Genomic DNA, 24,755 nt, shown 5'->3' on the forward strand with positions numbered 1-24,755 from the left:
CGCCACCCCTGGCGGGTCGGGGCTCGGGGAGAATGGCCGGTATGACAGCACGGACCAGGGACGCGCGGCTGGCCGAGGCGGTCGCCCTGCGCGAGGCGGGCGACCGTGCGGGCGCGAAGGACCGACTGGTCGCGCTGGCCGGGGAGTTCCCCGAGGACGTCGAGGTGGCGTTCCAGACCGCCTGGGCCCATGACGCGCTGGGCCTGGAGGCGGAGGCGGTGCCGTACTACGAGACGGCGACCCGCCGTCCGGGGCTCTCCCCCGCCGACCGGCAGGGCGCGCTGCTCGGCCTGGGCAGCAGCTACCGCGCGCTGGGCCGCCCGGAGGAGGCGGTGGCGACGCTGCGGCGCGGCGTCGCCGAGTTCCCCGGGCACGGCGGCCTGCGGACGTTCCTCGCCATGGCGCTGTACAACACCGGGGAGCACCGGGAGGCCGTCGGCCTGCTGCTGCACCTGCTGGCCGGGACGAGCGCGGACACGTCCGTGACGGACTACCGCGACGCGCTCGCGTTCTACGCCGACCGCCTGGACGAGACCTGGCCGGGCTGAGCCCCGGCGCGTGCCGGGAGCCCCGGCCGTGGGGCGGCGGGGGCTCCCGGTCCTTCGGTGGCGTGTCCGTCAGGGCAGGTGGATGCCCGCGCCGGGGCCGAGGGGCAGGTCGAAGCCGTAGAAGACGCCGAGCACCGCGAGCCAGGCCAGCAGGAACGGCACCACGAAGATCGACAACCGCGCGAGCAGCGTGCCGAGTTGGGCGGACGGTTCGTAGCGGCGCAGCAGCGCGAGCGTGAGGAAGAGGTACGGGTTCATCGGCGTGATCATCTGGGTGGCCGAGTCGCCGATGCGGAACGCCGCCTGGGTCAGGGCGGGTTCCATCCCGAGCAGCATGAACGTCGGCACGAACACCGGGGCCATGAGCGACCACAGGGCGGAGCCCGAGGTGATGAACAGGTTGAGCAGCGTGACGAGGACGACGAACAGGGCGATGCCCGTGAAGCCGGTGAGCCCGATGTCCTCCAGCAGCGCCGCGGCCTTGACGGCGAGCAGCGTGCCGACGTTCGACCAGTTGAAGACGGCGATGACCTGCGCGATCGCGAAGATCAGCACGATGTAGGACGACATGCTGGTGACCGACTCGGCCATCAGCTTCGGCACGTCCTCGGCCTTCGTGAGCGTGCGGACGGTGACGCCGTACACGATGCCCGCGACGAGGAAGGCGAAGAAGAGGATCGGCACGATGCCCGACATCACCGGCGACTGCACGAGCGCGCCGCCCTCGCCGCGCAGCGGGCTGCCGGGTATGAGCCAGCCGACGAGCACGACCGCGGCGTAGGCGGACAGCGCGGCGCCGGTGATCAGCAGGCCGCGCCGCTGGATCGCGGTGACCTCGGTGGTGACGCCCTCGGCGGCCAGGTCGGCGGCCTCGGCGTCCGGCTCGGGCAGCCGGGGCTCCAGGACGCGGTCGATCAGGAAGCCGCCCAGCGCGCCGAGCACGGCGCTCGCGGCGGCGGTGAAGAAGTAGTTGACGAGGATGTGGGTGGGGGCGTCGGCGCCGATGGGAAGGACGGCGGTCGCCTGTTCGGTGATGCCGACGTAGAGGGCGTCGAGCGAGCCGACGATGAACCCGGCCGCGTATCCGGCGCAGGTGCAGGCGAAGCCGCCGATGAGGCCGGCGACGGGGTTGCGCCCGGCGCTGCGGAACGCGAGGGCGGCCAGCGGCGGGATGACGAGGATCGCGATGTCGCTCATCACGTGGCCCTGGCAGGCGACGAACGCGACGACGTACGGCAGCCAGCGCGCGGGGGCGCGGGCGATGGTGGCGCGGACCACCGTCTCCAGCAGCCCGGTCCGCTCGGCGACGCCGACGGCCATCATCATCAGCATCACGGTGCCGAGCGAGGGGAAGCCCGTGAAGTTGGGGATGAGGTTCTCCAGCAGCCACTGGACGCCCTCGCCCGTGAACAGCCCCTTGACCTGGAGCACTTCGTCGCTGCCCGGCACCTCGACGTCCGCGTCGGCGGCGGCGAGGACGGAGGAGACGGTGCCGAGCAGGACGAAGAGGCCGCAGAAGAGGAAGAAGGGGTGCGGCAGCCGGTTGCCCGCGCGCTCGATGCCGCCGAGGACGCGGTCGAGGAGCCGGGAGCCGCCGCCGGGACCGGGGCCGGTGCCCGGGGACCGGGCGAGGGATTCCTGCATGGTGCGCGGTGTACCTTTCGTGAACGCGGCGGGGCCGCGCGTGTCAGGCGGCGGGGACGGGTGACTTGCGGACGACGCCCTGCTGGACGACGTGGTGGATGCGCGCGGGGTCGGCGAGCACGGAGATGTCGGCGAGCGGGTCGCCGTCGCAGACCACCAGGTCGGCGGCCTTGCCGGGCTCCAGGGTGCCGACGCGGTCGGCGATGCCGAGGAGTTCGGCGCCGGTCCTGGTGCCCGCGACGAGGGCGTCCATCGGGGACATGCCGAGCGCGACGAGGTGGGTCAGCTCGCGCAGGTTCCGCGCGTGGGGGCAGACGCCCGAGTCGGTGCCGAGCGCGATCTTCACGCCGCGCTCGATCGCCCGCGCGATGTTGACCTTGGTCCGCTCCGACCAGCGGATCTTCTTCTCGTAGTGGTAGGGCTCCATGCGCGCCGGGTCGATGCCCTCGAAGGTGGTGGAGAGCGTCGGCACGATGAAGGCGCCGCGCTCGCCCGCGAGGTCGCACGCCTCGTCGTCGAGGCCGTAGGCGTGCTCGACGCTGGTCACGCCGCCGCGCAGCGCGTTCATGATGCCCGCGAGGCCCTGGGCGTGGGCGGCGACCGGACGGCCGCCGTGCCGGGAGACCTCGTCCACGACCGTGCGGATCTCCTCCTCGCTCAGCCCCTCGTCGTCGGGCTGGTCGTGCGGGCTGCCCATGCCGCCGGTGGCGCACAGCTTGATCACGTCGGCGCCCTCGCGCAGCAGCCGCCGGACCGCGATGCGCGTCTGGTCCACGGTGTCCACGATCTCGCCGAGCCCCGAGCTGGTGTCGTAGCCGTCCGGGGTGGTGAAGTCGGCGTGGCCGCCGGTGTGGCCGAGGATGCGGACGGCGGTGTGCAGGCGGGGGCCCTCGATGAGGCCGTCGGCCACGGCGGTGCGGAACCCGGCGGGGGCGCCGCCGAGGTCACGCGCGGTGGTGACGCCCGCGTGCAGCGTCTCGCGCATGCGCCGCGCGGTGCGCAGGGTCGCGACGGTCGGGTCCGCCGCGAAGCGCTGCCCGATCTCGGCCGGTGTCGCGACGGCGAAGTGGACGTGGCAGTCGATGAAGCCGGGCAGGACCGTCCGTCCCGCCACGTCCACGGTCCTCGCTCCCTCGGGGCGCGGCGGGGCACCGGCGGCGGGGCCCGCGTAGGTGAGGTCGCCGTTCGCGTCGGTGTGCAGCTCGGCGTCGGTGACGGGGGCGGCGCCCGTCCCGTCGATGAGGCGGGCGCCGGTGAAGGTCAGGGGTGTGGTCGGCACTGCGGGTCCCTCCCAGGGGCGGATGACACGGCACTTAGCGTCCGTTCATACTATGAAGAGGGTGTTAAACCGCAGGATTCGTTCCGGAGGATGCCATGACCGCAGGAATCGGTCACCCCATGGAGACGCAGGGATCGGGCGCCCCGGGCGCCGGGGGCGGCGCGATCGGGCTCGACGAGCTGGACCTGTCGATCGTGCACGCCCTCCAGATCCAGCCCCGGGCGCCCTGGACGCTCGTCGGGTCCGTGCTGGAGATCGACCCGGTGACGGCGGCCCGGCGCTGGGCGCGGCTGCGCGACGTGGGGGCGGCATGGGTGGACGGCTACCTGTCACCGGCCCAGGAGGACATGACCTGGGCGCAGCTGGAGATCGCCGTGAACGGCGCGCGGCTGATGGACGTCGTGCGGACGCTGTGCGACGACGCGGGGGTCCTCAGCCTGAAGCAGACCTCGGGCAGCCGCGATCTCGTGGCGCTGGTGCAGGCGCGGGACGTGGACACGCTGGCGGAGTACGTCAGCGAGCGCGTCTGCCGCGTACCGGGGGTGCAGGGCGCGCGGGTGCACGTGATCACGGCGACGCCGTTCGAGGGCAGCCAGTGGCGGCTGCGGTCGCTGGACGCGGGGCAGCGCGAGCGGCTGCGGCAGTTCGACGAGACGCGGCCCGCCCCGGGCACGCCCGTCACGGCGGAGCCGCTGCGGCCCGTCGAGCGGCGGATCGCCGTGGCGCTGGGGACGGACGGGCGGATGCCGCTGGCCGCGCTCGCCCGCGAGGTGGACGCGAGCGTGGCGACGACGCGGCGCGCCCTCGGGCGGCTGCTGAACAGCGGACGCCTCGCGCTGCGCTGCAATCTCGCGAGGCCGCTGACGGGCTGGCCGGTGTCCGCGATGTACTTCGCGTCCGTGCCGGCCGAGCACCTGGACGCGACGGCGACCGCGCTGCGCACCCTGCCCGAGCTGCGCTTCTGCACGATGACGGCCGGGCCGCACAACCTGTTCCTCGACGTCTGGCTGCGCACGCTGCACGACGTGCACGCGCTGGAGGCGCACATCTCGCGCGAGCTGGGCCACCTGCGGCTGCGGGTCGAGGAGCGGGCGGTGATCCTGCGGACGTTCAAGCACGTCGGCCGTGTCCTCGACCGGCACGGGCACAGCGTCCGCAGCGTGCCGATCAACACGTGGAAGTGACGGGCCCGCGCCGCCGGGAACGCCCGGGGCGCCGGTCGCTCAGCCGCCGACGGCGATCGCGTTCCAGGCCGTGACGACGGCCCGGCCGTGTTCGAGCCCCAGGCGGCTGACCGTGCCGGTGTCGAGGAAGAACAGGCTGCCGCCCGTCACCGGGAGGCCGAGGCGGCGCGCGGTCAGCACGCGCAGGAAGTGCGCGTGCGAGACGAGGACGACGTCGTGCGCCTCCGGGTCCTTCAGCAGCGGGGCGACGCGGGCGATGACCCGGTCGGCGCGGGCCCCGACCTGCTCGGGGGTCTCCCCCGGGTGGCCTTCCGGCCCCGGCGGCACGCCGTCGGTCCACAGGTCCCAGCCGGGGCGGGTGCGGTGGATCTCCTCGGTGGTGATGCCCTCGTAGGCGCCGTAGTCCCACTCGTGGAGGTCATCGACGTGCTCCGCGCCGCCGATCCCGGCCAGCTCGGCCGTGCGCAGGGCACGGCCGAGCGGGCTGACGAGGGCGGCGGCGACGGGGCGGCCCGAGACGAGGGGCGCGACGGCGCGCGCCTGCTCCTCGCCGTGGGCGGTGAGCGGGACGTCGGTCCAGCTGGTGTGCCGGTGCGTCGCGCTCCACTCGGTCTCGCCGTGCCGGACGAGGATCAGCTCACCCACGGCCGCGCAGGCTCCGGTAGGCGGCGACGAGCGCGGTCGTGGACGGGTCGAGGCCGGGGACGTCGGCGCCCTCGGTGAGCGCGGGCTCGACGCGCTTGGCGAGCACCTTGCCCAGCTCCACGCCCCACTGGTCGAACGAGTCGATGTCCCAGATCGCGCCCTGGACGAACACCTTGTGCTCGTACAGCGCGATCAGCTGGCCGAGCACCGAGGGCGTGAGCTGCGGCGCCAGGACGGTGGTGGTCGGCCGGTCGCCGGGGAACGTGCGGTGCGGCACCTGGGCGTCGGGGACGCCCTCGGCCCGCACCTCGTCGGCCGTCTTCCCGAAGGCGAGGGCCTGGCCCTGCGCGAAGAGGTTCGCCATCAGCAGGTCGTGCTGCTCGGCCAGGCCGGGCGAGAGGCCGGGCACGGGGCGGGCGAAGCCGATGAGGTCGGCGGGGATGAGCTTGGTGCCCTGGTGGAGCAGCTGGTAGTACGCGTGCTGCCCGTTCGTGCCGGGCGTGCCCCAGACGACGGGCCCGGTCTGCCAGTCCACCGGTTCGCCCTCGCGCGTCACGGACTTGCCGTTGGACTCCATGTCGAGCTGCTGGAGATAGGCCGTGAACCGCGACAGGTAGTGGCTGTAGGGCAGCACGGCGTGCGCCTGCGCGTCGAAGAACGCCCCGTACCAGACGCCCAGCAGCCCCAGGAGCAGCGGGACGTTCTCCTCCGGCGGCGCCGTACGGAAGTGGTCGTCAACGGTCCGGAAGCCGTCCAGCATCTCTCGGAAGTGATCGGGACCGATCGCGATCATCAGCGACAGACCGATCGCCGAGTCGAAGGAGTAGCGCCCGCCGACCCAGTCCCAGAACTCGAACATGTTCGTCGTGTCGATGCCGAACCGCGTGACCTCGTCGGCGTTCGTGGACAGGGCGACGAAGTGCAGCGCCACCGCCTCGGGCCCTGCGCCGAGGCCGTCGAGCAGCCACTGCCGGGCCGACGTCGCGTTGGTGATCGTCTCGATCGTCGTGAACGTCTTCGAGGCGACGACGAACAGCGTCTCCGCCGGGTCGAGGCCGCGCAGCGCCTCGTGCAGGTCGGAGCCGTCCACGTTGGAGACGAAGCGCACCTCCACACGGTCGTCGGCGTACGGGCGCAGCGCCTCGTACGCCATCGCGGGGCCGAGGTCGGAGCCGCCGATGCCGATGTTCACGACCGTACGGACACGGCGTCCCGTCGCGCCCGCCCACTGGCCCTCGCGCACGGCGTCCGCGAAGCCCGCCATCCGGTCCAGCACCTCGTGGACGCCTGGGACGACGTTCTCCCCGTCCACCTCCACCACGGCGTCACGCGGGGCGCGCAGCGCCGTGTGCAGCACGGCACGCCCCTCCGTCACGTTGATCTTGTCGCCCCGGAACATCGCGTCCCGCTGCCCCGCGACGTCCCGCGCGGCGGCCAGGTCGAGCAGCAGCCGGACCGTCTCGTCGGTGACGAGCTGCTTCGACCAGTCCACCCGCAGGTCGCCGACCTGGGAGGTGAAGCGCTCGGCGCGGCCCGGGTCGGCGTCGAACGCCTCGCGCAGCCGCAGCCCTGCCGCCTGCTCGCGGTGCTTCGCGAGGGCGGTCCACTCGGGCAGCCGGTTCAGGCGCGTCGCGTCAGGCATCGGAGGTCTCCCGCCGGTCGTCCGTGTCCTGCTCACCGATCCTGCTCCCCCCGGCCGCGTCCCGCGACCCGCCCGCGCGCGGCGCGGACGGCGGGGTGACGCGGGCGGCGAGCGCGGCGGCGTACGCCTCGTCGGGGTCGAGGCGGCGCAGTTCCTCGGCGATCAGCTCCGCCGTGCTGCGCACCTTGAGGGCGAGCGTCCTGGTCGGCTGGCCGGGGATCGCGAGCCGGGCGACGGGGCCATCCGGGCGGTCGATGCGTATCTCGCCCTGCGCCGTCCGCAGCCGGGCCGCGGTGACGACCGGGCCCTCGGTGACGATCCGCTCGACCGGGACGCGCAGCCGGTCGGCGAACCAGCGGGCGAGCAGTTCGGCGCTCGGGTTGTCCGCCTCGCTCTCCACGGTGGCGCCGGTGACGTCCGTGCCGACCTCGTCGAGCGCGGCGGCGAGCATCGAGCGCCAGGGTGTCAGCCGCGTCCAGGCCAGGTCGGTGTCGCCCGGCGCGTAGGCGGCGGCGCGGGCCTTGATCTGCGTCGGCGGGTCCTCGACGGCGTACGCGTCGGTGATCCTGCGCTGCGCGAGGGCGCCGAGCGGGTCGCGGGAGGGCACGTCGGGCGCGTCCACCGGCCACCAGACGACGACGGGCGCGTCCGGCAGCAGCAGCGGCAGGACGACGGAGTCGGCGTGGTCGGCCAGCTCGCCGTGCAGCCGCAGCAGGACCGTCTCGCCGTTCCCGGCCGCCGCGCCCGCGCGCACGTCGGCGTCGAGCCGCGACTCGGTGCGCCGCGCGCTCCTGCCGGGGCGGCGGATGACGACGAGGATGCGGGACGGGTGCTCGGTGGACGCGTCGCGGGCGGCCTTCAGGGAGTCGTGGGCGTTCTCCTCGTCGGTGACGATGACGAGGGTCAGCACCATGCCGACCGCGGGGCTGCCCGCGGCGCGGCGCGCGGCGATCAGCGCCGCGTTGATCTTGGCCGAGGTGGTGCCGGTCAGTTCGGTGCTCATGGCCGCCGCCACGTCCTTCCGTCTCGTGCGAGCATGTCGTCGGCCTCGCCGGGACCCCAGGTGCCGGACGCGTAGGGGGCGGGCCTGCCGTGCGTGTCCCAGTACGCCTCGACGGGGTCGAGGATGCGCCAGGACTCCTCGACCTCCTGGTGGCGGGGGAAGAGGTTGGCGTCGCCGAGGAGGACGTCGAGCAGCAGGCGCTCGTACGCCTCGGGGCTTGACTCGGTGAAGGACTCGCCGTAGGCGAAGTCCATCGTGACGTCGCGGATCTCCATCTGCGTGCCGGGCACCTTGGAGCCGAAGCGCACGGTCACGCCCTCGTCCGGCTGCACGCGGATGACCAGCGCGTTCTGGCCCAGCTCCTGCGTGTCGGTGGTGTCGAACGGCGAGTGCGGGGCGCGCTGGAAGACCACGGCGATCTCCGTCACGCGCCGCCCGAGCCGCTTGCCGGTGCGCAGGTAGAACGGCACCCCGGCCCAGCGCCGGTTGTCCACCTCAAGGCGGACGGCGGCGTACGTGTCGGTGCGCGACTGCGGGTCGATGCCGTCCTCCTCCAGGTAGCCGGGGACCTTCTCGCCGCCCTGCCACCCGGCCGTGTACTGGCCGCGCACGGTGTGCCGCGCGAGGTCGGCGGGGAGCTTGACCGCCTTGAGGACCTTCAGCTTCTCGGCCATGAGCGCGTCGGCGTCGAAGTCGGCCGGTTCCTCCATGGCCGTGAGCGCGAGGAGTTGGAGGAGGTGGTTCTGGATGACGTCACGCGCGGAGCCGATGCCGTCGTAGTACCCGGCACGCCCGCCGATGTCGATCCTGAAGACCTCCGCCGGCGGGAACACGCCGTGCACCACGGCGTTCAGCTCCTCGGCGGTGGCCAGGTCGCGGCCGAACGGCTTCTCGATCACCGCGCGCCGCCACGAGCCGGACGGCGGGTCGGACAGCCCGTGCCGCTTCAGCTGCTGCACGACCTGAGGGAAGAACTTGGGCGGCACCGACAGGTAGAACGCGAAGTTCCCGCCCGTGCCGCGCGCCGCGTCCAGCTCGGCGATGGTCTCGCCGAGGCGCTTGAAGGCGGCGTCGTCGTCGAACTGGCCGGGTATGAAGCGCATTCCTTCCGCGAGCTGCTGCCAGACCTCCTCGCGGAACGGCGTCCTGGCGTGCTCGCGCACCGCGTCGTGGACGACCTGGGCGAAGTCCTCGTCCTCCCAGTCGCGGCGGGCGAAGCCCACCAGCGAGAAGCCGGGCGGCAGGAGCCCGCGGTTGGCCAGGTCGTAGACGGCGGGCATGAGCTTCTTGCGCGAGAGGTCACCGGTGACGCCGAAGATCACCAGCCCGGAGGGCCCCGCGATGCGTGGCAGCCGCCGGTCGTTCGCGGTGTCGCGCAGCGGATTGCTCCACGTGTCGGAGTCCGTCATGGGTCAGCCCTCCCGGGCGGCGGTCGGCCGCCCCTGTGGGTGGTCGGCGGAGACGGACGGGCCCTGTGGTGGTGCGGTACGCATCGTGTCTCCTGCGGATCTTGTCGTCGCGGTGTTCAATGCTCCGGGCGCCCGGGACATTCCCTGACGGGCGGGGGCGCGGGGGGTACGGTCCACGCCCCGCTCCTACCCCACCGCGCGCCGCGGGCCACGGCCGGGCGGGAGGCGTGACGAAGGCCACCGTCCCGGCGCGGGCGGTGCCGGGGCGGACGCGTGCGGGAAAAGGGGTCGGCCGCGGCCGGGAGACGCACGGTGCGCCCGGCCGGGAGGTTATGCGAGAGCCCTTCCACAGATGTGAGGATAATCAGCGCATTGCCCGCCGACGGCACCGGTACCGCGCACTGGACCACCGGACGCCGGGAGCGTTCCCCGGAAAATCGGGAGCCCCTCTCCACGGAACTCGCGGGCCCGCCCCGTCTGCTTTCGCGAACACGCATTCGGGGGAATGCGCGGCGGGCGCGGCGTAAGTCCCCGGGCGGAAAGACGACTTCGGGGCCGCCCGCCGGGCGTCGTGCCGTCTGGCCAGCACAGCTGCGGTCCGGCCGTAATCGTACATACGATCGCGGGGTGCTCCGGACGGGGGGCGACGGCGGGCATCACCGTAATCTCCCGACCGCCGACCGGTTCCCCTGCGTGTTTGTCCCGCATACACCTCCCGGCGTTAACGACGGACCGTCACGGCAGGGGGCGGACGTCACTATACAAGTGGCAATACATGGGTTGCCAACTTGCTTGTGGGACGAGCATAGTTGGGCGACTCGTCGCGCACCGTCAGGATGTGCGTCCGCTGTCTTCCCGTACCGGAAGGACCGAGATGCCCGCCCGTTCCCTGCCGTACGGTCCCCCCACACGGGAGCGCCCACGGCACGGCGCGCGCCCACCCCGCCGTCATCCCGGCTCCGCGCGCGGCGAGTTGACGGACCACCGGCTCCCGTCACGGCGCGGCATGCGCGGAGGCGCGTTCGCGCCGGAACATCCGGCCCGTACCCTGTTCGGCGTGATCATCGCAGGGACATGTCCCGTAGCCAGGGGCCAGGTTCTGACCCGACCGCTGCCGATCGGCCCTCCCCCGGGGGCGGCTGACGGCGCGTCGCCCCGCGGGCCGGGGCGGAAGGCGACCGGACCCGTGCCCAGGAGCCGGACCGTCCCCGTCGGCGCGCAGGACCCGACCCCCTAGGCGGGACATGCCCGGCAGCATCGCACCCGGCGCGCACGCCACCGGTACGGCCCGGCCGTCCCCGGCGGCGCGGCGGCCACGGCCGGGACGCGTACGGGCGGGCGCCCGGCGGCGGTTCGCCGCCGCGCCGCCCTTACCCTCCCGCCCCTGACGACGCGGCGCCGCCGCCGCACGCCCCCCGTTCCGCAAGCCCGTGAGGATCTGATGACACCCCTGATAGAGGACGCGCTGGTGTGGGCGCCGACGGGCGGCATGCTGGCCCTCGGCGCGCTGGCGCTGCACTACCGCAAGAAGGCGGCCGACCAGCGCACCCGCGCCACGGCGTTCGAGTCCCAGGCCGCCGCCGCCGGAGCGCGCGCGGCGGACGCCGAGCGGTGGATCGCCGTCCGGGACGAGGAGGCCCAGCACCTCGCCGAGGTCAGGCTCCCCGCCCTCGTGTACGCGCTCCAGGACGGGACCGACGCCATGGAGGCCGCCGGGGGCACCCGGCACCCGCAGCTCGCCGGGACGGTCGCGGGGAAGGCGTACCTGTCGATACTCGAACAGGTCAACGCGGTGGCGGCCGAGGCGTCCGAGCAGGCGGAGGGCGCCGCCCGTTCGGCCGTGCAGGCCGTCACCCGCTCCGTCCAGGCGCTGGTCTACGAGCAGCAGTCGGCGATCACGCACCTGCTGGACACCGAGCACGACGAGAAGTTCCTCGAACTCGTCCAGCCGATCGACCACGCCGCCAGCCAGCTGGCACGGCGCCTCCAGATCCTCGGCGTCCTCACCGGCATGTGGCCGGGACGGCAGCGTGACGACGCGCCGCTGCTGGAGACGGTGCGCGGCGGCGTCTCCCGTATCCGCGACTTCCACCGCGTGCGGGTCCCCAAGGAGTCGGCGCACTACGTGGCGGGCCGCTACGTCGAGCCGATCGTCCTCGCGGTGGCCGAGCTGCTGGACAACGCCGCCCGGCACAGCGCGCCGAGCACCCCCGTCGAGGTGAGCTTCCTCGAAGCGCACCACGGCATCAGCATCGAGATCCACGACGCGGGCCCCGGGCTGCGGGCCGAGGCGCGCGAGGAGGCCGGGCGCCGGCTGTCGGGCGAGCGGCCGATCCGGCTCACCGAGCTGCGCACCCCGCCCAGCTTCGGCCACCTCGGCGTCGGCGCGCTCGCCGCGCAGTACGGCTTCCGCGCCTCGGTGGACGAGGAGCACTCGGTGCACGGCGGCGTCAGGGCCGTGCTGCACGTGCCGCGCGAACTGCTCGCCGCCCCGCCCGGCAGCGCCGTGTCGGAGCAGGCCGCCACGTCCCGCCGCACCGCCCCCGCGCCGAAGACGTCCGCGGCGTCCGCCGCCGTGAAGGACCGGCCGTCCGCGGCGGCCCAGGCCCCGGCGGACGAGCCGCAGGAGTACCCGGTCGCGGAGGACGGGCTGCCCGTGCGCCGACGCGCCCGCGGCGAGCGGCCGGAACGCACCCGCCAGGCGGCCGAACCGCCCTCCCCCGACGCCAGCCAGGCGCTGGCCGCCTTCGTCCGCGGCACCGAGGCCGCGCGTAACCCGACTGATTGAGGAGTCACATCGTGAACAGCCACGCCGCCCCTGACCTGAGCTGGATTCTCGACGAGCTCGTGTCGGCGCCGGGGGCCCGGCACGCGGTGCTGCTCTCCGCCGACGGACTGGCGACGGCGGGCTCCGCCGGTGTCGATCGCGACATGGCCGACCGGGTCTCCGCCATCGCCTCGGGCATGCAGTCCCTCAGCCGCAGCGGCGCGGGGTTCGTCAGCGACGACGAGACCCCGTGGCAGCAGACGATGGTCAGCTACAAGGACGGCTTCCTCTTCGTCATCGCCGCGGCCGAGGGCTCCTTCCTGGTGGCCTCCGCCGGAGCGAGCGTGGACGTCGGCGCCTTCTCCTACCAGATGGCGAAGACCGTCGAACGGCTCGGGGACGAACTCGCGGTCGCTCCCCGGCAGCCGCAGACCGAGCGCGCGTGAGGCCGCCCCGGCGGAGCGGCGACCGGCTGGTGCGGACCTATGTGGTCACCTCCGGCCGGGCGCACGCCAGCCGCAACCACTTCGACCACATCACCCTCGTCGCCCTGTCCACCTCGGCCGTCCATCTCAGCCGCGCCCAGCTCGGCCCAGAACACCACATGATCCTGGACAAGCTGGCGGGCAGCGCCCAGTCGGTCGCCGAGCTGAGTGCCCATCTGCACCAGCCGGTGAGCGTCCTGCGCATCCTGCTGGCCGATCTCATGGAGTTCGGGCACATCACCACCCGGCAGCCCATCGACGCTGCCGACCCGACCCGCTCGCTGTTGGAGGAAGTCCTTGCCGGCCTTCGCAACCTCTGAACCGTCGCCGAAGCTCCGGGGGGACGAGCGCACGGCCAAGATCCTGGTCGCCGGTCACTTCGGCGCCGGGAAGACGACCCTTGTCAACGTCCTGTCCCAGATAGAACCGGTCAGCACCGAGGAGGTGATGACGAGCGCCGCCGCCGACGTGGACCGCACCAGCCTGCCCGACAAGACGACCACGACGGTGGCCATGGACTTCGGCAGGCTGCACCTGAGCGACCAGCTCGTCCTCTACCTGTTCGGCGCCCCGGGGCAGCCCCGGTTCTTCCCCGTCCTGGAGGACCTCTCCGTCGGCGCGCTCGGCGCGCTGGTCCTGGTGGACACGCGCCGCCTGGCGGAGACGTACCCCATACTCCAGCTCGTCGAGGACCTCAAGCTCCCCTACACGGTCGCCATCAACGCGTTCGACGGCGCGCCCGTCATCCCCGACGAGCGGCTGCGCGAGGTGATGGACCTCGACGAGCGCACCCCGCTCGTCTGGTGCGACGCCCGCGACCGCGTCAGTTCCCGCGACGCGCTGATCTCGCTCGTCAGCCACCTGCTCACCCTCACGCCGGAAGCCGTCCGATGACCACACAGCACCAGCCCGCCGCCGGACGATGCCCCGCCCACCAGGCGGAGCCCGAGGCCGCGCCCACCGGCCCGATCCCGATCCACGGCGACGCGTTCACCGCCGACCCGCACGCCACCTACGACCGGCTGCGGGCCCAGGGGCCGATCGTGCCGGTCGAGATCTCCCCCGGCGTGTACGGGTACCTGGCCGTCACCTACCGGGCGGCGCTCCACCTGCTGCGCAACACGCCGACGCGCTTCGCGAAGGACCCGCAGCACTGGGACGCGCTGCGCCTCGGCCAGGTCCCGGCGGACAGCCCGGCCGCGGCCATGATGATGCCGCGCGACAACGCGCTGTGGAAGGACGGCCCCGAGCACACCAGGCTGCGCCAGGCCATCACCAGCAGCCTGGCCCGCGTCAACACGCACGCGCTCGCCGCCTCCGTCACCCGGATCGCCGACAGCCTGATCGACGGCTTCGCCACCGAGGGCGAGGCCGACCTCGTCGCGCAGTTCTCCGACCCGCTGCCGATGCTCACGGTCATCGAGATGTTCGGCTGCTCGCAGGAGCTGGGCGGCCGGATCGTCACCGCCGTCACGCGCCTGTTCGACGCGGGCTCGGACGCCGCGCAGGCCAACGCGGACCTGGAGGCGGCCTGCCTGGAGCTGACGCGGCTCAAGCGCCACAGGCCCGGCCGTGACATCACGTCCTGGCTGATCGCCGCCGGGCTCACCGACCCGGAGCTGGTGCAGACGATCCTGCTGGTCATCGGCGCCGCCGCGCCCCCCACCAGCAACCACATCGGCAACGGCCTGCGCCGCGTGCTGACCGACCCGCGGTTCGCGGGCAGCGTCCACGACGGCGTGCGTCCCGTCTCCGACGCGCTCGACGAGGTGCTGTGGGACAACCCGCCGGTCCCCAACTACTCGCCGCTCTACGCGCTGGGACAGCAGAGCTTCGAGGGCGTGGAGCTGCGGCCCGGCCACCCCATCCTGGTGTCCTTCGCCGCCGCCAACGGCGACCCGGCCCTCGCCGTCGCCCCCGGCGCCCGCGCCGGGAACCGCGGCCATCTCGCCTTCTCGGCCGGGGCGCACTCCTGCCCGGCCCCCGACCTCGCCCGCATCATCGCCGAGACCGCGTTGGAGCGCGCCCTCGACCGCCTCCCCGGCCTCGACCTCGCCGTCCCCGAGTCCGAGCTGAACAACCGGCCCGGCACGTTCCTGGCCGGTCTGACCGCGCTGCCCGTCCGCTTCCAGCCCGACACCCGACTCGTCCCGTACAGAAGGTGAGCGTGATGACCACAGCCAAGCCCTCCACCGCAGGTTGCCCCTACCACCTCGACGGCGCCGCCGCCGACATCCACGGCGAGGCCGACGCCCTGCGCGCCCTCGGCCCGGCCGCCCGCGTCGTGCTCCCCGGCGGCATCCCCGCCTGGTCGGTCACGGACCCGCACCTCATTCGCCGCCTGCTGACCCACCCCGACATCTCCAAGGACGCCCACCAGCACTGGCCCGCGTACATCGACAAGGAGATACCCGAGGACTGGCCGCTGCGCATCTGGGTCGATGTGCGCAACGCCCTGTCGGCGTACGGCTCCGAGCACCGCCGCCTGCGCCGCCCGCTGGCGTCCGCCTTCAGCCCGCGCCGTGTCCGGGCGATGGCCCCGCGGATCGAGGAGATCACCCACACCCTCCTCGACGAACTCGACGCACTCCACGCCGCCGCCCCCGGCGAGGCCGTGGACCTGCGGGCCCACTTCGCGTGGCGCCTGCCGCTGCTCGTCGTCAACGCCGTGCTGGGCGTGCCCGAGGAGCTGCACGACGGCTTCCGCGACGCGATCGGCGGCCTCTTCGCCACGGACCTGCCGCCCGAGGAGGCGGCGGCGGCCCCGGTCGCGGTCTACGGGCTCATCACCGAGCTGATCGCCCTCAAGCGCGCCGAGCCGGGCGACGACGTGACGTCCGCGCTGGTCGCCTCGCACGCCGAGGGCGAGCTGACCGACCAGGAGCTCGCCGACAGCCTCATGCTCCTCATCGGCGCCGGGCACGAGACGACCGTCAACCTCCTCGACCACGCCGCCGTCAACCTCATGCGCAACCCCGAGCAGCTCGCGAAGGCCACCTCGGGCGAGGCGGGCTGGGACCAGGTCGTGGAGGAGGCGCTGCGCCACCAGGCGCCGATCGCGACGATCCTGCTGCGCTTCGCCGTCCGCGACGTCCACGACGAGGCGAGCGGCCTGACCTTCGCCCGGGGCGAGGCCCTGGCGATCAACTACGCCGCCGCCGGGCGTGACCCCGGCGTCCACGGGCAGGACGCCGCCGCGTTCGTCGTCGGCCGCGCCACCTCGGGCGAGCACCTGTCCTTCGGCCACGGCGCGCACCTGTGCCTGGGCGCCGAACTCGCCCGCATCGAGGCGCGGATCGCCCTGTCCGCGCTGTTCACCCGTTTCCCCGGCATCGGGCTCGCCGTCGGCGCCGACGAGCTGCGCCCGCTGCCCAGCCTCATCTCCAACGGCCACGAGCGGGTCCCCGTCCGCCTCGGCCCTCCGGCCACCGCGTAACCGCGACGCCGCCCCCCACACGTACCCCGCCCGACGGACCGGCCGACGCCGGACCCGCCGGGCGGCGGCGTTCCCGGCGCCCGGCGCGGCGCCACGGCCGGGCATACGGCGCAATCCGGGCCTTCCGCCCGGCCCCCTCGGTAGGGTGCCTGACGGTGACGTACCGACGGGGTGACGAGGCGAGAGGGCGGCAGGGTGACGGACGCGGCGGAGATCCGGGTACTGCACGGCCCTGGGCCCGAACTCGACCGCATCTACGACGAGATCCTGCGGCCCTCGTTCGACGACGACGAGCTGTCGCCGCCCGGCGAGCTGGCCGAGGGGGTCGCCGCCGGGCGGATCACCGTCCTGTGGCGTGACGACGGCGCGGGCACCCCGCTGGCCGCCGCGGTCGGCACGTACGACCCTGGGCACCGCATCATGCTGCTCACCTGGCTCGCCGTACGGCAGGGGCGGCGCGGCTCCGGCCTCGGCGGGCCGCTGCTCGACGCGGCGGTCGCGGCGTGGGGCGCGGCGTTCGAGCCGTGCCTCGTCCTCGCCGAGGTCGCCGATCCCGAGCGGCACGACGGCAGCGCGGCGCACGGCGACCCGGCGGCGCGGCTGCGCTTCTACCTGCGGCACGGCGCGCGGGTGCTCGAACTGCCTTATTTCCAGCCCGCGATGGGCGAGGGCCGCCGCCGGGTGCCGGACATGCTGCTGGTGGTGCTGCACGCCGACCCGTCGTTCGCGGGCAGCGCGCCCGACACCGTCAGCGGGGCGCTGCTGCGGACGTACCTGGAGGAGTACCAGGTGGCGCACGAGGGCGCGGTCGGCACCGATCCGCAGTCGGCGCGGCTGTGGCAGGCGGTGGAACGGCCCGGCGGCGTCCCGTACCGTCCGTGACCGGGGCACGGCGCGGGGATGGCCTACGCTCCTGGAATGACCGCTGAAGTGATCGCCGCCGCGCGGGCGTTGGTGCCCGCGCGCGGCCGTGCGGTGCTGGGGCTCGCGGGCCCGCCCGGCGCCGGGAAGTCCACGCTGGCGCGCGCCCTGGCGGCGGCGCTCGGACCGGTGGCGGCGTACGTCCCGCTGGACGGCTTCCACCTGTCGAACGGCCAGCTCGACCGCCTGGGCCTGCGCGACCGGAAGGGCTCGGAGCCGAGCTTCGACGTGTGGGGGTACGAGGCGCTGCTGCGCCGTCTGCTGGCGGACGGGGCGGACGGCGGCGGCGGGCGGGACGTGTACGTGCCGGACTTCGACCGCGCGCTGGACGAGCCGGTCGCCGCGCGCCACCGGGTGCCCGCCGCCGCGCGGCTGGTCGTGACGGAGGGCAACTACCTGGCGTGCGACCTGCCCGGCTGGCGCGAGGCGCGGGCGCTGATGACGGCGGTCTGGTACGTGGACGCGCCGACCGGCCTGCGGGACGAGCGCCTGATGCTGCGGCACACCGGCCACGGCCGCGCCCACGCGGCGGCCCGCGCCTGGATCGACGCGAACGACCGCCCGAACGCCGACCTCGTCGAGCGCTCCCGCGCGCGCTGCGACCGGGTGGTGAGCGGTCTCCCCCGGCCAGGGGGCGGGACCGTGTAGCCTCCATCCTTGACACGCGTGTGAGGGAGCGGGGTGGGAACGTGCGCATCGGGGAGCTGTCCGAGCGGACGGGGACGCCGCGGCGACTGCTGCGGTACTACGAGGAGCAGCGGCTCATCGCGGCCGAGCGCGCGCCGAACGGCTACCGGGAGTACGACGAGCGGTTCGTGGACCGCGTGCTCCAGATCCGGGGGCTGCTCGACGCGGGGCTGCCGACGCGCATCATCCGCCAGATCCTGCCCTGCCTGGACAAGCCGCGCGTCATCCACTTCACCGACGCGACGCCGGAGATGCTCGCCACGCTGGAGGGCGAGCGCGACCGGATGACGGAGCGGGTCGCCTGCCTGGAGCGCAACCGGGACGCGATCACCGCCTACCTGGCCGAGGTACGCCGCCTCGCGCCGCCGGGCGTGGCGGGCTGACGGCGCCGTGACCGGTGGGGCGTCAGGTCAGGGAGGACTTCCGCGAGGCGTGCGGGGAAAGCACCCCGTGGGGGACGGCGGGCGCGTTACGCTGGCCGAACATGATCGAGTTTGATCCGGAAATGACCCGGTCAGGCACATCACCGATCGAGGAGGAGCCGTGGCGTCCGCCCCCATCCACACCCTCAACGACTCACACACCCTGCCGGCCCTCGGCTTCGGCACCTATCCGCTGGACGACGCGCAGGCCGAACCCGCCGTCGCGGGCGCACTCGCCGACGGCTACCGGCTGATCGACACGGCCGTGAACTACGGGAACGAGACGGGGGTCGGCAGGGGGCTGGCCGCCTCCCGGCTGCCCCGCGCGGCGTTCACCGTCACGACGAAGCTGCCGGGTCGGCACCAGGGCCACGACGAGACCCTGGCCTCGTTCGCCGAGTCCCGCGCGCGGCTGGACGTGGAGCAGGTGGACCTCTACCTCATCCACTGGCCGCTCCCCAGGATCGACAAGTACGTGGACTCCTGGCGGGCGATGATCGAGCTGCGCGAGGCGGGGACCGTCCGCTCGATCGGCGTCTCCAACTTCACGCCTGAGCACATCCTGCGCCTGGAGCGGGAGACCGGCGTACTGCCCGCCGTCAACCAGATCGAGATGCATCCGCTGTTCCCCCAGGAGGAGTTGCGCGCGTTCCACGCCGAACGCGGCATCGTCACGCAGAGTTGGAGCCCGCTCGGCCGGGGCAGCGACCTGCTGGGCGACCCCGTGATCGGCGACATCGCGCGGACCCACGGGGTGAGCCCGGCGCAGGTCATCCTGCGCTGGCACGTGGAACTGGGCGCCGTGCCCATCCCCAAGTCGGGGAACGAGGCGCGGCGCCGCGAGAATTTCGACGTCTTCGGCTTCGGGCTGGACGACGGCGAACTGGCCGCGGTCTCCGACCGGCCGCACCGTCGGCTGGGCGGGGACCCGGACACGCACGAAGAGTTCTGACGGTGCCCGGGGCAGGCGCGCGCCCCGGTCACCGACGCGGCGAAAGCGCCGGACACGACGTCCGGCACCTACCGGAACAAGGAGTTGAAGACATGGGGCGGCAGGCTCAGATCGGGGTCACAGGACTCGCGGTGATGGGGCGCAACCTCGCGCGCAACCTCGCGCGGCACGGCCACACGGTCGCGGTGCACAACAGGACGGCGAAGCGGACCAGAGAGCTGGTCGAACAGTTCGGCGACGAGGGCGACTTCATCGCCTCCGAGTCGGCCGAGGAGTTCGTCGCCTCCCTGGAACGGCCGCGGCGCCTGGTCGTCATGGTGAAGGCCGGGGCGCCCACGGACGCCGTGATCGACGAGTTCGCACCGCTGCTGGAGCCGGGCGACATGATCATGGACGGCGGCAACGCGCACTACGCCGACACCCGCCGCCGCGAGGCCGCCCTGCGCGAGCGCGGCCTGCACTTCGTCGGCTGCGGCATCTCGGGCGGCGAGGAGGGCGCCCTCAACGGGCCGAGCATCATGCCGGGCGGCTCGGAGGAGTCGTACAAGGCGCTCGGGCCGCTGCTGGAGAGCATCGCCGCCGAGGTGGACGGCGAGCCGTGCTGCGCGCACATCGGCCCCGACGGCGCCGGGCACTTCGTCAAGATGGTGCACAACGGCATCGAGTACGCCGACATGCAGCTGATCGCGGAGGCGTACGACCTGCTGCGCCTGATCGCCGGGTACGAACCGGCGCGGATCGCCGAGATCTTCCGCGGCTGGAACACCGGGCGCCTCGACTCGTACCTCATCGAGATCACGGCCGAGGTGCTGGCGCACACGGACGCGGCGACCGGCAAGCCGTTCGTGGACATCGTCGCCGACCGGGCCGAGCAGAAGGGCACCGGCCGCTGGACCGTGCAGACGGCGCTCGACCTCGGCGTCCCGGTGACGGGCATCGCCGAGGCGACGTTCTCGCGCTCGCTGTCGGGCCACGCGGAACTGCGCGAGGCGGCGCGGGCACTGCCGGGCCCGTCACGCCCGAAGCTGCACCCGGACGACGCGGAGCGCTTCGCGCGCAACGTCGAAGAGGCGCTGTACGCCTCGAAGATCGTCGCGTACGCGCAGGGCTGGGACCTCATCGAGGCGGGCAGCGCCGAGTACGGCTGGGACATCGACCGGGGCACGGTCGCGAAGATCTGGCGCGGCGGCTGCATCATCCGGGCCCGCTTCCTCGACCAGATCAGGGCGGCCTACCACGAGGGCGGCGGCGCGCCGGTGACGCTGCTGGCCGACCCGGGCTTCGCGGAGGCGCTGGGCGCGGCGCAGAACCCGTGGCGTCACGTGGTCGCGCAGGCGACGGAGCTGGGCGTCCCCGTGCCCGGCATCTCGTCGGCGCTCGCGTACTACGACGCGCTGCGGGCCGAGCGACTGCCCGCGGCGCTGGTGCAGGGCCAGCGCGACTTCTTCGGCGCGCACACGTACGAGCGCACCGACCGTGAGGGCTCGTACCACACCCTGTGGGGCGGCGACCGCAGCGAGCAGCAGGACTGACGCACCGCACGCCGGTCCCGTCCCTGTCCCGGAAGGGGCAGGGGCGGGGCCGACGTACGTCCACGGGGCCGCCGGTCAGGCGGGCGGTCGGGCAGCTCGAACAGGAAGAACCGGGGTGACGCGCCGTCCCGGCGCGGGTGTTCGCGTCGCCGCAGGTCGAACGCCTCGACCAGGTCGGCGTACCGCGGATCGACCCACTCCACCGGTTCCTCCGGCCTGTCCCCGCTGCGCTCCGGGCTCATCTCGTCCACCTCTCGTCGGCGGACCTGGGCCGGACCGCCTCGGCTGCGGCGCCGACCGTGGCCCATACGCACAGGCCGTCCGGTGTGCGGGCGGTGGCGTAGGTGTGGTCAACGCCCTTTGCGAGCCCGGGTATCGGGTCCGGCAGCCGTGGTGTGTGGTGGGCCCGTGCGCGGAGGATCTGCACGACGACGGCGGCCGTGTCGTCGGCGCGCAGGCTCAGCCACCACGGCCGCCGGGTCCTGGTGGCGGTGATCATGGCGTCCGCGACGGGCCACGCGGTGGACAGGCCATGGGCGTCGAGCGTGCTCCGCGCCCACTCCTTGGCCGCCGTCGTGTCGTCGGGTCCGCCGCCGCCGGGGAAGAGGCGCGAGGCGGAAAGGCCGGTCACGGCAGTTCGCCCGTCGTCATGTCGGCCGCGGCCCGCAGGTCGATGACGGCGGCGTGCACGGCTGCGGTCGCGGCGCCACGGTCCCGGCCTGCCACCACACGCGACGCGGTGGCGGCGACGGCGGGGAACAGCCGGTCCGTGATGGGCCGCAGCTGGGGCGCGTCACCCAGATCCGCGAGCCGCGCGACCAGTTCGTAGGGAACAACGGCGGGCCAGTAGTGCAGGCCACCACGGGACCCGGACGGGTGCGCGAGGAACGGCACGAGGCGCCCACCGATCCGGCAGGGGCGGCAGGCGTACGACGTCCAGCGGCCGGTCCCGTCCCCTGTCGGGATCTCCGCGACGGTCACCAACTCCCCGGCGGTCGCACCGCAGTACATGCACCGCACGTCCGCGATCACGACCCGTCACCCCCGTCCGGCGTCTCCCCCGACCCGGCCTCGGCCTCGGCGTCCGTGGCCGGTGTCCCCCGCCAGACGGGCCGGGGCAGCGGCCCTTCCAGGCCGGTGATGACGGTGATGTGCGGGTTCGGGTCACGGCGGGGCGCAGGCATACGGCGGAATCACCAACCACCGCACCTCACCGTCGGCGTCCCCGTCCCACGGCCCGGCCACGCGGTCGGCGGGCGGGATCGCGAGGGAGTAGCCGCGTCCGAGGGGCACGGCTCCAACCGGCCACCAGCGCGCCCCGGCGGCACCGGCCGGGACCAACCAGTGGAGCACGCGATGAACGGGGTCCTCGACCACCGGCCCGGACAAGCCGGTCAACGCCAAGCGCGGCAGGACGTACAACCCCTGGAACGTCGGCACACGCACCGCATCGAAGTCCTCACCGAGCGGCCTTATGTGCACTCGCCTGGTGGGCATCCAGCAAGGCAGGAACAGGCGGGCGGTCGTCGCCATGGCAACTCCTCCGAGGGAAGACGGTCACCACGACGCTACGGAGAGCGCATGTCACGTTACAGACGCGGAGCGCGATCGGCTGTCGGCCCTCCCGGAGGAGCCCAGGTACACGCAACGGGTACGTCGCCCTTGATGAAGCCCGTGTCGTCGCGCAGATCCTCCACCCGTGGAGGAGCCGACCAAGTGGCGGGATTCGCGTTGTGCCGACCTGGTCGATGCGTTCGTCCGGCGGCGATGGGAACACCCGCGTCGGGATGGCGGAGCACCCCGATTCCACCCCTTCGAACGACCGGGCCGCCCGTCACAGAGGGCGGCCGGTCGGCGGCAGATGTGCGGCGTACGTCATGGCACCCGTAGGAACTCGCCCAACTCGCGCTGAGCGCCGGTCAGTGGGCGCCGTCGCGACGCCCGTGCGGCCCGGAACACATCGCGCGCCAGCCCTTGATGCCGCAGCCATCCGGGGGTCACGTCCCGTAGCCCTCCCAACAGCCGCAGAGCCTCGTCCCCTTGGCGGAGCTGCGTGTGCGCCTGCGCGACGTCGAGCACGTGCCGATTCCGTGTGTTCGACGTCAGCGCGGCCGTGAGTGTGGTCGGCAGCCGTCGTGACAGCCCCAGCACCCGGGCAGGTTGCCGGTTGACCGCGTAGTTCTCGATCGCCTGCATCGCGACGCTTCCCACGTCGAACCGGCCCCAGCTGTTCGGCTCCGTCGCCGTCCGGCCGCCCAGAGCGAGCGCGGCGGTCCGGGCCGCACGCAGCAGCGAACGAGCCTCCTGTGGGCGGTTGTTCCGCGCCGCAGCCGCCGATCCCCTCAGCAGCAGCCGCCCCCACACGCCCAGCTCCGTGCGCGTCGCGCGGGAGAGACGCGGTTCGACCGCGTCCGCCGTCTCGACCGACAGCCTCTCGGTCTCGTCCAGCCGCCCCTGGCGCAGCAGCATCCACCCCTGAAGGTAGACGCCCGCGGCGGCACGCGTCTGGTCACCGGCACGGGCGGCCTCGCGAACGGCCTCGCGCAACGCGATGTGTGCCAGGTCGTAGGCGCGCACCTGGGTGAGGTACCGCCCAGCCATGAGCATAACGTCGGCCCGCAGTCCGGCGGCCTCGACCCCCAGCACGGAGACGGCGTGGTGGGCGCCCATGACGACGGGCGGCAGCATCCGGCCCAGCTCGACGTAGTCGTCACGGTAGTAGGCCGCGGCCAGCTCTCGGGCCGCATGGCGGAGGTGCGGCAGGCTCAGTGACTCGTCCACGTCCGTCCGGGGCAGACCTGTCAGTCCGACGGCTGGTGCGACGGCTTGACGCAGAGCCATGAGCGCCATGGCCCGGTCGTCGGCGTGGAGATCCGCGCCGAGCCCCGGGGACTCGAACAATTGGGAGGTGCGCAGGCCGAGAGCGCGGGCGAGCGCGTGATACGTGTCGATGCGCGCCGCCCCACCGGCCTCGATCTTCTTCACCACGTTGACGTGACAGCCCGCGCGCTCGGCGAGCTGTTCCTGCGTCAGATTCAGATCGGCCCGTGCCCTGCGGACACGCCGCCCCGTGAGGTCGTTCTCGTCCATTCGAGAATCCACCGCCTGTGCTCTTTGGTTGTCACTCACCAGCATAGGTCGGTCGATCCACGGCCCCCTCCGGACCGCGTCACCCCGGAGCGACGACATGCTGAGGAACGCGTCCAGCACGTCCGCGACCCCACTGGGGAAACCTCGCTGGTCAGCGACCTGCTCGACACCTGGCACAGCTGACCGAACCATCGAGGCGTCACCGTGATCTGCTCGCACCCCGGACACGGCGTCGGCATCCCGGACAATGAAGCCGTGGTCCGTATTCCTGCACGAATGATTCATCTGGTCAGGGAGGCGTGCAATGCCGTCGAGCGTTCCCAGCTTCGATGAGCTGATCGGGAACTGCTCCCGATCCGCCGTGCACTTGGAAATGCGAGACTCCTACGCAGTGGACTACGAGGAGGGAGCCTTCGCCGCCTGGCGGAACGGTTTCCGCCACGACCCGGCGGACCGGGACTCGTGGTGGCGCCCATGGCTCGACCTGGTGTCGGCAACCGTGTCGCGCGGGGTGGTGATGCGCCGGGCGCGAATCGTGTCCGAACCGGTCAGCGAGTACATCCGGTTCGAGCACTCCGGGACGTTCACCAACGTGGCCGCCGGTGAACAGGTCCGGTGGCTCCCGCGCCGCCACGCCTCCGACATCGCCCTGCCGGGCAACGACTTCTGGCTCTTCGACGAGGAATGGGTCCACTGGAACCACTTCTCGGGCACAGGAGAGTGGACGGGCGAGGACATCACGAACGACGTCGCCGCCGCGGCGCTCTGCTCCGCGGCCTTCGAATCCGTCTGGAGCCGCGCCACCCCGCACGACGAGTACAAGATCCAGTAGCAGGAGCCCGACCGCGCATGCCCACGTCGCCGTCGTCCTCCGTGCTGGCCGCGAATGGGGTGAAGGCCGGGGTCCCGCGCCAGCTCGCGTGCGCCCAGACCGGCGCAGTTGACGATCACCGAGGCCGGGGCAGCGTCCGCGAGTGACGCCAGGCACCTGTTCGGCGATCACACGCACCGGGATGCCCGCCTCGGCGAGAACAACGGCGGTGGTCAGTCCCGCCACCCCAGCTCCGACAACGACGACGCGCCCGACCGCGGTCATGACTCCAACCCTA

The 24,755-nt window shown here is 73.4% G+C and carries 25 protein-coding genes and 1 pseudogene; 14 read left to right on the top strand and 12 right to left on the bottom strand.

Going from position 1 to position 24,755, the window contains the following annotated elements:
• The first annotated feature begins 41 nt into the window (after nucleotides 1-41).
• Nucleotides 42-548, top strand: a complete 507-nt coding sequence (locus tag IF27_RS16035) for a tetratricopeptide repeat protein (RefSeq protein ID WP_052850268.1) — start codon at nucleotides 42-44, stop codon at nucleotides 546-548.
• 69 nt (nucleotides 549-617) lie between these two features.
• Here the strand turns inward: IF27_RS16035 and IF27_RS16040 are convergent, their stop codons facing one another.
• Both IF27_RS16040 and IF27_RS16045 read right to left on the bottom strand, forming a co-directional pair.
• Nucleotides 618-2,192 carry an AbgT family transporter gene (locus IF27_RS16040; protein ID WP_052850269.1) on the bottom strand — a complete coding sequence of 525 codons (1,575 nt, stop codon included), beginning with the start codon at nucleotides 2,190-2,192 and terminating at the stop codon, nucleotides 618-620.
• Nucleotides 2,193-2,235: 43 nt separating this feature from the next.
• The gene (locus tag IF27_RS16045; protein WP_052850270.1) at nucleotides 2,236-3,471 is read right to left on the bottom strand and encodes a metal-dependent hydrolase family protein; all 1,236 of its coding nucleotides are present in this window, start codon (nucleotides 3,469-3,471) and stop codon (nucleotides 2,236-2,238) included.
• Nucleotides 3,472-3,566: 95 nt separating this feature from the next.
• On the opposite strand from IF27_RS16045, the gene IF27_RS16050 reads away from it, so the two are divergent.
• Complete coding sequence (locus IF27_RS16050) at nucleotides 3,567-4,655, top strand: Lrp/AsnC ligand binding domain-containing protein (RefSeq protein ID WP_110945950.1); 1,089 nt, start codon at nucleotides 3,567-3,569, stop codon at nucleotides 4,653-4,655.
• Between the two features lie 39 nt (nucleotides 4,656-4,694).
• Here the strand turns inward: IF27_RS16050 and IF27_RS16055 are convergent, their stop codons facing one another.
• The 4 genes from IF27_RS16055 to IF27_RS16070 are packed head-to-tail and all read right to left on the bottom strand — an operon-like array spanning nucleotide 4,695 to nucleotide 9,354.
• Nucleotides 4,695-5,300: a histidine phosphatase family protein gene (locus IF27_RS16055; protein WP_052850272.1), complete on the bottom strand. Its 606-nt coding sequence runs from the start codon at nucleotides 5,298-5,300 to the stop codon at nucleotides 4,695-4,697.
• Nucleotides 5,293-6,942, bottom strand: a complete 1,650-nt coding sequence (gene pgi, locus IF27_RS16060) for a glucose-6-phosphate isomerase (RefSeq protein WP_052850273.1) — start codon at nucleotides 6,940-6,942, stop codon at nucleotides 5,293-5,295. Before pgi ends, IF27_RS16055 begins: the two co-directional genes overlap by 8 nt.
• A complete protein-coding gene (gene opcA, locus IF27_RS16065; protein WP_052850651.1) occupies nucleotides 6,935-7,945 on the bottom strand; it encodes a glucose-6-phosphate dehydrogenase assembly protein OpcA in 1,011 nt (336 codons plus the stop codon). Before opcA ends, pgi begins: the two co-directional genes overlap by 8 nt.
• Nucleotides 7,942-9,354 carry a glucose-6-phosphate dehydrogenase gene (locus tag IF27_RS16070; RefSeq protein WP_052850274.1) on the bottom strand — a complete coding sequence of 471 codons (1,413 nt, stop codon included), beginning with the start codon at nucleotides 9,352-9,354 and terminating at the stop codon, nucleotides 7,942-7,944. Before IF27_RS16070 ends, opcA begins: the two co-directional genes overlap by 4 nt.
• Nucleotides 9,355-10,795: 1,441 nt before the next feature.
• On the opposite strand from IF27_RS16070, the gene IF27_RS16075 reads away from it, so the two are divergent.
• The 11 genes from IF27_RS16075 (at nucleotide 10,796) to gndA (ending at nucleotide 20,556) form a co-directional block, all read left to right on the top strand.
• Nucleotides 10,796-12,142, top strand: a complete 1,347-nt coding sequence (locus IF27_RS16075; protein ID WP_052850275.1) for an ATP-binding protein — start codon at nucleotides 10,796-10,798, stop codon at nucleotides 12,140-12,142.
• Between the two features lie 11 nt (nucleotides 12,143-12,153).
• Entirely contained in the window at nucleotides 12,154-12,567 is a 414-nt protein-coding gene (locus IF27_RS16080; protein ID WP_052850276.1) for a roadblock/LC7 domain-containing protein, read from the top strand.
• Entirely contained in the window at nucleotides 12,564-12,926 is a 363-nt protein-coding gene (locus IF27_RS16085) for a DUF742 domain-containing protein (protein ID WP_052850277.1), read from the top strand. The genes IF27_RS16080 and IF27_RS16085 overlap by 4 nt, the downstream gene beginning before the upstream one ends.
• Complete coding sequence (locus tag IF27_RS16090; protein WP_052850278.1) at nucleotides 12,904-13,500, top strand: GTP-binding protein; 597 nt, start codon at nucleotides 12,904-12,906, stop codon at nucleotides 13,498-13,500. Before IF27_RS16085 ends, IF27_RS16090 begins: the two co-directional genes overlap by 23 nt.
• On the top strand, nucleotides 13,497-14,771 hold the full coding sequence (locus IF27_RS16095) for a cytochrome P450 family protein (RefSeq protein WP_052850279.1): 1,275 nt from the start codon (nucleotides 13,497-13,499) through the stop codon (nucleotides 14,769-14,771). The genes IF27_RS16090 and IF27_RS16095 overlap by 4 nt, the downstream gene beginning before the upstream one ends.
• 5 nt (nucleotides 14,772-14,776) lie before the next feature.
• Nucleotides 14,777-16,042, top strand: coding sequence for a cytochrome P450 family protein (locus tag IF27_RS16100; protein ID WP_052850280.1), 1,266 nt, complete (start codon nucleotides 14,777-14,779; stop codon nucleotides 16,040-16,042).
• Between the two features lie 171 nt (nucleotides 16,043-16,213).
• Complete coding sequence (locus tag IF27_RS16105) at nucleotides 16,214-16,924, top strand: N-acetyltransferase (protein WP_190232981.1); 711 nt, start codon at nucleotides 16,214-16,216, stop codon at nucleotides 16,922-16,924.
• Between the two features lie 36 nt (nucleotides 16,925-16,960).
• The gene (locus IF27_RS16110) at nucleotides 16,961-17,611 is read left to right on the top strand and encodes a nucleoside/nucleotide kinase family protein (RefSeq protein WP_052850282.1); all 651 of its coding nucleotides are present in this window, start codon (nucleotides 16,961-16,963) and stop codon (nucleotides 17,609-17,611) included.
• Between the two features lie 41 nt (nucleotides 17,612-17,652).
• On the top strand, nucleotides 17,653-18,033 hold the full coding sequence (locus IF27_RS16115) for a MerR family transcriptional regulator (protein ID WP_052850283.1): 381 nt from the start codon (nucleotides 17,653-17,655) through the stop codon (nucleotides 18,031-18,033).
• Between the two features lie 160 nt (nucleotides 18,034-18,193).
• Entirely contained in the window at nucleotides 18,194-19,024 is an 831-nt protein-coding gene (locus IF27_RS16120; RefSeq protein ID WP_052850284.1) for an aldo/keto reductase, read from the top strand.
• Between the two features lie 92 nt (nucleotides 19,025-19,116).
• Nucleotides 19,117-20,556 carry an NADP-dependent phosphogluconate dehydrogenase gene (gene gndA / locus IF27_RS16125; RefSeq protein WP_052850285.1) on the top strand — a complete coding sequence of 480 codons (1,440 nt, stop codon included), beginning with the start codon at nucleotides 19,117-19,119 and terminating at the stop codon, nucleotides 20,554-20,556.
• A gap of 238 nt (nucleotides 20,557-20,794) precedes the next feature.
• On the opposite strand, the gene IF27_RS16130 is transcribed toward gndA, so the two are convergent.
• The 5 genes from IF27_RS16130 to IF27_RS16145 all read right to left on the bottom strand — a co-directional run bounded on the left by IF27_RS16130 (nucleotide 20,795) and on the right by IF27_RS16145 (nucleotide 23,646).
• Nucleotides 20,795-21,187: a hypothetical protein gene (locus tag IF27_RS16130; protein ID WP_052850286.1), complete on the bottom strand. Its 393-nt coding sequence runs from the start codon at nucleotides 21,185-21,187 to the stop codon at nucleotides 20,795-20,797.
• Nucleotides 21,184-21,588: a hypothetical protein gene (locus tag IF27_RS16135; RefSeq protein WP_052850287.1), complete on the bottom strand. Its 405-nt coding sequence runs from the start codon at nucleotides 21,586-21,588 to the stop codon at nucleotides 21,184-21,186. The genes IF27_RS16130 and IF27_RS16135 overlap by 4 nt, the downstream gene beginning before the upstream one ends.
• Nucleotides 21,585-21,740, bottom strand: coding sequence for a hypothetical protein (locus IF27_RS31125; protein WP_190232982.1), 156 nt, complete (start codon nucleotides 21,738-21,740; stop codon nucleotides 21,585-21,587). Before IF27_RS31125 ends, IF27_RS16135 begins: the two co-directional genes overlap by 4 nt.
• Complete coding sequence (locus IF27_RS16140) at nucleotides 21,721-22,089, bottom strand: hypothetical protein (protein ID WP_052850288.1); 369 nt, start codon at nucleotides 22,087-22,089, stop codon at nucleotides 21,721-21,723. Before IF27_RS16140 ends, IF27_RS31125 begins: the two co-directional genes overlap by 20 nt.
• Before the next feature lie 342 nt (nucleotides 22,090-22,431).
• On the bottom strand, nucleotides 22,432-23,646 hold the full coding sequence (locus tag IF27_RS16145) for a helix-turn-helix domain-containing protein (RefSeq protein WP_052850652.1): 1,215 nt from the start codon (nucleotides 23,644-23,646) through the stop codon (nucleotides 22,432-22,434).
• 304 nt (nucleotides 23,647-23,950) lie between these two features.
• Here IF27_RS16145 and IF27_RS16150 point away from each other — a divergent pair, with 304 nt between their 5' ends.
• Complete coding sequence (locus IF27_RS16150) at nucleotides 23,951-24,478, top strand: DUF6879 family protein (RefSeq protein WP_052850289.1); 528 nt, start codon at nucleotides 23,951-23,953, stop codon at nucleotides 24,476-24,478.
• A gap of 141 nt (nucleotides 24,479-24,619) precedes the next feature.
• Here the strand turns inward: IF27_RS16150 and IF27_RS30345 are convergent.
• Nucleotides 24,620-24,742: pseudogene (locus IF27_RS30345) on the bottom strand (FAD-binding protein); the annotation flags it as partial.
• Nucleotides 24,743-24,755 lie beyond the last annotated feature (13 nt).

This window comes from Streptomyces avicenniae (assembly GCF_000719135.1).
Taxonomy (GTDB): domain Bacteria; phylum Actinomycetota; class Actinomycetes; order Streptomycetales; family Streptomycetaceae; genus Streptomyces; species Streptomyces avicenniae.

Bases quoted from the DNA above. Each gene is read 5' to 3' on its own strand.
- gndA (WP_052850285.1), top strand. From the start codon at position 19,117: ATGGGGCGGCAGGCTCAGATCGGGGTCACAGGACTCGCGGTGATGGGG.
- IF27_RS16040 (WP_052850269.1), bottom strand. From the start codon at position 2,192: ATGCAGGAATCCCTCGCCCGGTCCCCGGGCACCGGCCCCGGTCCCGGC.
- IF27_RS16100 (WP_052850280.1), top strand. From the start codon at position 14,777: ATGACCACAGCCAAGCCCTCCACCGCAGGTTGCCCCTACCACCTCGAC.
- pgi (WP_052850273.1), bottom strand. From the start codon at position 6,942: ATGCCTGACGCGACGCGCCTGAACCGGCTGCCCGAGTGGACCGCCCTC.
- IF27_RS16145 (WP_052850652.1), bottom strand. From the start codon at position 23,646: ATGGACGAGAACGACCTCACGGGGCGGCGTGTCCGCAGGGCACGGGCC.
- opcA (WP_052850651.1), bottom strand. From the start codon at position 7,945: ATGAGCACCGAACTGACCGGCACCACCTCGGCCAAGATCAACGCGGCG.
- IF27_RS16095 (WP_052850279.1), top strand. From the start codon at position 13,497: ATGACCACACAGCACCAGCCCGCCGCCGGACGATGCCCCGCCCACCAG.
- IF27_RS31125 (WP_190232982.1), bottom strand. From the start codon at position 21,740: ATGCCTGCGCCCCGCCGTGACCCGAACCCGCACATCACCGTCATCACC.
- IF27_RS16150 (WP_052850289.1), top strand. From the start codon at position 23,951: ATGCCGTCGAGCGTTCCCAGCTTCGATGAGCTGATCGGGAACTGCTCC.
- IF27_RS16035 (WP_052850268.1), top strand. From the start codon at position 42: ATGACAGCACGGACCAGGGACGCGCGGCTGGCCGAGGCGGTCGCCCTG.
- IF27_RS16140 (WP_052850288.1), bottom strand. From the start codon at position 22,089: ATGGCGACGACCGCCCGCCTGTTCCTGCCTTGCTGGATGCCCACCAGG.
- IF27_RS16070 (WP_052850274.1), bottom strand. From the start codon at position 9,354: ATGACGGACTCCGACACGTGGAGCAATCCGCTGCGCGACACCGCGAAC.
- IF27_RS16110 (WP_052850282.1), top strand. From the start codon at position 16,961: ATGACCGCTGAAGTGATCGCCGCCGCGCGGGCGTTGGTGCCCGCGCGC.
- IF27_RS16050 (WP_110945950.1), top strand. From the start codon at position 3,567: ATGACCGCAGGAATCGGTCACCCCATGGAGACGCAGGGATCGGGCGCC.
- IF27_RS16075 (WP_052850275.1), top strand. From the start codon at position 10,796: ATGACACCCCTGATAGAGGACGCGCTGGTGTGGGCGCCGACGGGCGGC.